Origin of the sequence: uncultured Empedobacter sp., from assembly GCF_937930195.1 — a bacterium.
Taxonomy (GTDB): Bacteria; Bacteroidota; Bacteroidia; order Flavobacteriales; family Weeksellaceae; genus Empedobacter; species Empedobacter stercoris.
Window position 1 is genome coordinate 1 of the sequence record NZ_CALGVK010000120.1, and the last position, 4,134, is coordinate 4,134.

The window sequence follows — 4,134 nt, forward strand, 5'->3', positions numbered from 1 at the left end:
TGTGACTGGAGTTCAGACGTGTGCTCTTCCGATCTGGATTATCCATAGTTTTAGAATTTATTGTGATGTAATATTATATAAATAATTTTATTTATAGCTGTGTTTTAATGAATCATTTCGGTCGTTAAAATAAATCGGCTGCCGAAATACTCTTATCGTGTTTTGTATAATCTACAGGTCGTTTTGCAAAGAAATCGTCTAAACTACTTGCAAAAACTTCTTCTTCGAACCAAGCCATTGGTTTGTATTGTTCTTGTGAAATATGATATATTTTTTTGTAACCAATTTTCGCAACAGCTTCGTCTATACGATATTTCATGTAATTTAATAAATCTGTTTTTGAGTAATAACCGAATTCTCCTTTTTCGAAAATCCAATCTAACATCATTTCTTCTTGATCAATATAACCACGAACTGCAGTTTCTACCCAGTTTTGATCTAATTCTTCTGGCAATAAACCTTCTTCACGAATTTTATTAATCAAATAAATACCAGCATTTGCATGAATTTGTTCATCTGTAGATGTCCAAGCAATAATATTTGCTGTATTTTTCATTAAACCATCAAAACGTGTAAACGCTAAGATATTTGCAAATTTCGAGAATAGTGAACTATCTTCGATAACCAATGCAAAGAATAATAATTTCTCTACGATTGATTTACTTTCGTCTCGCATAATTTCGCCAACGAACGTATTATAGCTTTTAAAAATAGGATTTTGTAACGCAATATTAAACTCATCCAAATATCCATTTACTTCCAAAATACGAGAATACGCTTCACTATGTCTAAATTCACATTCTGCAAAAGTAGCCCCTAATCCATTTAATTCTGGTTTTGGAAAATAATGGTATAAATCTCCCCAAAATCCTTTTACAGTTACCTCAACTTGTGCAATAGATAAAATAGAACGTTTGTGAATTTCACGTTTCACATCATCTAAGTTGGCGTGATAATCTTGTATATCCGAAGTAAAATCTACTTCTCCATGTACCCAATATGCTTTTTGGATTGCTTCTGTAAAGGTTAAAATTTCAGGATATTCAAACGGTTTATAGTTTATCCTTTTATCAAAAATAGACATAGTTTTTTTAGACTTTTTAGATTAATAAACTTTAATAAAAACGATTTTTTTTCATGAAAAAAAATAAAGTTGGTTGTTTTATTTTTTTTAGAAATTTGAACCTCAATGGGGTTACATTTTCGTTTCAATCATTCATCGATTCTTTCAAAATTAAGATAAGATTTTACAATTAAAAATTTTGGAATCTTAAAAATTAAAAAGGTTATCAACAAGTTGTTAATTAGTTGATTTGCAATTAGTTGATTTTATATTTTTATTCGTTATAATTTAATAATTTTTATCGAAACTACAACTAAATTGCTAATTATTTTTCTATAATTCAGCAAAAAAATAGGCAAGCCTTGATGTAGACTTGCCTAAAAGAATATAAATAAATTCTAAATTTTATCTGGCAATATTCACTGCACGAGTTTCACGAATTACAGTTACACGAACTTGACCTGGATAAGTCATTTCGTTTTGAATTTTATCTGAAATTAAGAAAGATAATTCAGCTGCTTTTGTATCATCAACTTTATCACTTTCTACAATTACACGCAATTCACGCCCGGCTTGTATAGCATATGCTTTTTCAACTCCGTCAAAATTAAGTGCTGTCGCTTCTAAATCTTTTAAACGTTGCATGTACGACTCTACAACTTGACGACGCGCACCTGGACGAGCTCCAGAGATACTATCCGCAACTTGTACAATTGGCGAAAGCAATGATGTCATTTCAATTTCGTCGTGGTGTGCTCCAATCGCATTAATTACATCTGGATGTTCACCATATTTCTCTGCCCATTGCATCCCCAAAATAGCGTGTGGCAATTCTGATTCTTGCTCCGGTACTTTACCAATATCATGTAACAAACCTGCACGTTTCGCTAATTTAGGATTTAACCCTAATTCTGCAGCTAACGTTCCTGCTAAATTTGCAACCTCACGAGAGTGTTGTAACAAGTTTTGACCGTAAGAAGAACGATATTTCATGCGCCCAACGATACGAACCAAATCTTTATGTAAACCATGAATTCCTAAATCAAGGATCGTTTTCTTACCAACTTCGATGATTTCATCCTCAATTTGTTTAGTTGTTTTTGCAACAACTTCTTCGATACGAGCTGGATGAATACGACCATCGGTTACTAAACGGTGCAAAGATAAACGAGCTATTTCACGTCGAACAGGATCAAAACAAGAAAGGATAATCGCTTCTGGTGTATCGTCTACAATTACCTCAACTCCTGTTGCAGCTTCTATTGCACGAATGTTACGACCTTCACGACCAATAATACGTCCTTTGATTTCGTCAGATTCTATATTAAATACAGATACTGCATTTTCTATTGCTTGTTCCGTTCCGATACGTTGAATAGAAGAAATAACAATCTTACGTGCCTGATTTTTAGCATCTAACTCAGCATCTTCCATAATTTCTTGAATATGCGCTTGAGCTTTTGTTCTCGCTTCATCTTTCAAAACTTCAATCAATTCAGCACGAGCTTCATCAGCAGAATAATTTGATATTTTTTCAAGGATTTCTACTTGTTTTTTGTGCATAGTATCCACTTCCTTTTGCTTAATGTTAAGCTTTTCAGTGCGTGATTGTATATTTCCTTTCTCAGATTTAATCTGATCTTTTTGTTTCTGAATATCTGCTAAGTCCGTTTTGATTCTCTCTTCACGTTCTTTTACTTTAAGCTCAGCATCAGCTACTTTTCTTTCGCGTTGATTAACAACTTCTTCGTGTTTAGATTTTAATTCTAAAAATTTTTCTTTTGCTTGAAAAATTTTCTCTTTTTTAATCGCTTCTCCATCTTTTTCAGCATCACTAATCAAATTTTGTGCTTTGCGAGTAGCTTCATCAATCAGTTCTTGATTTTGCTTATCAACTGATTTTTTTGATAAGAAATATCCTACCGCCGCACCTATGATTAATGTAACAATTGCAATAATTATTGTCATTGGTTCCATAGTTTATGTAATGTTTATATATAAAAAAACCTACATTAGTAAAGTATGTTTTGAGTTAACTCCTGTAAACAGGATTTGAGTTAGTCCGTTAGTCAAGTATCCGCTGTCAAATAAATGAACCTATAAAGGTTGCGGCCCGCTTTCCGAACGGTGTTCACTCGGTAACAAAACTAGTGTTGAGTTAACCAAAATAGCTAGAACTAATGTAGGAATATTGTTTATTGGACAGTTTTATAACTGTCAGAACTTCTCTTTTTATTTTACGATTGACTGATCAATCAATTCTAATAACTTCGAAATGCGCTCTGTTGTCATTTCTTCATTATCTTTCACTTGCTTTTTCAGTTTTGCTTCGCGTAAAGCTAATTGAATTGTCACCATTGCAAGTGCGTCTTGTTTGTCAGAAACAGCGTACTTTTGTTCAAATTGTTTCAAAATACTATTTATTTCTTCTGCACAAGAAAGTAACATTTCTTCTTCATCAGAATTAATCGTCATGGGATAATGACGTGAAGCAATTTTTATCTCAATTCGTTGAGTTGACATTCTTTTTTATTAATTATTAGTTTTAATTTGAGCGATGCACGTATCGACTTCTTTGATTAACTTGTTCATTCTTTGCTTCATCATTTGTTTATACTCCTGATTTCCGCTCATTGCATTAACGACTTTTAATCGTTTTACTTCTTCATTTAAATTTAAGTTATTCGCTTGCGAATCTCTCAATTTATTTTTTAATCTGGCATTATCCTCTTTCAAAGAATTGATTTCATTTTGTAATTTTTCCAATTCTTGAATCGAGTTTTCTGCGTCTTTCAATATATCTTTATAATTCCCAAGTTGGCCTAAAACACTTAAAACCTTGTTTTCAAGTTCATTAAATTTTACCATTTTTTCCATCTCCTGAGAATTTCTATTATCCTAGCTTCTATTGCAAAAATAGTATTTTTTTACATCTAATCAATACAAAAACCTAAATATTATCAGTTTTTTTTTATTCATTTGACAAATAGATATTTACTCTCTTATTCTGCTTTATCTATCTGTTTTTATCCACACTTACAGTAAACTTCTAATAACGAAAAATAAAAAAT

4 protein-coding genes are annotated in these 4,134 nt (G+C 31.8%); all 4 read right to left on the minus strand.

Going from position 1 to position 4,134, the window contains the following annotated elements; genetic code table 11:
- Positions 1-124: 124 nt before the first annotated feature.
- Positions 125-1,084 (minus strand): ribonucleotide-diphosphate reductase subunit beta, encoded by a 960-nt coding sequence (locus Q0616_RS07330; protein ID WP_298776166.1) that lies wholly within the window; start codon positions 1,082-1,084, stop codon positions 125-127.
- A 384-nt stretch (positions 1,085-1,468) separates the two neighbouring features.
- Positions 1,469-3,040: a ribonuclease Y gene (gene rny / locus Q0616_RS07335; protein ID WP_171622014.1), complete on the minus strand. Its 1,572-nt coding sequence runs from the start codon at positions 3,038-3,040 to the stop codon at positions 1,469-1,471.
- A gap of 255 nt (positions 3,041-3,295) precedes the next feature.
- Complete coding sequence (locus tag Q0616_RS07340) at positions 3,296-3,586, minus strand: cell division protein ZapA (RefSeq protein ID WP_171622015.1); 291 nt, start codon at positions 3,584-3,586, stop codon at positions 3,296-3,298.
- A gap of 9 nt (positions 3,587-3,595) precedes the next feature.
- Positions 3,596-3,931 carry a hypothetical protein gene (locus Q0616_RS07345; RefSeq protein ID WP_298776170.1) on the minus strand — a complete coding sequence of 112 codons (336 nt, stop codon included), beginning with the start codon at positions 3,929-3,931 and terminating at the stop codon, positions 3,596-3,598.
- Between the last annotated feature and the right edge of the window lie 203 nt (positions 3,932-4,134).

What these genes read in the sequence shown, in the direction of transcription:
- Q0616_RS07345 (WP_298776170.1), bottom strand. Translation starts at nt 3,931, where the DNA reads ATGGTAAAATTTAATGAACTTGAAAACAAGGTTTTAAGTGTTTTAGGC.
- Q0616_RS07330 (WP_298776166.1), bottom strand. Translation starts at nt 1,084, where the DNA reads ATGTCTATTTTTGATAAAAGGATAAACTATAAACCGTTTGAATATCCT.
- Q0616_RS07340 (WP_171622015.1), bottom strand. Translation starts at nt 3,586, where the DNA reads ATGTCAACTCAACGAATTGAGATAAAAATTGCTTCACGTCATTATCCC.
- rny (WP_171622014.1), bottom strand. Translation starts at nt 3,040, where the DNA reads ATGGAACCAATGACAATAATTATTGCAATTGTTACATTAATCATAGGT.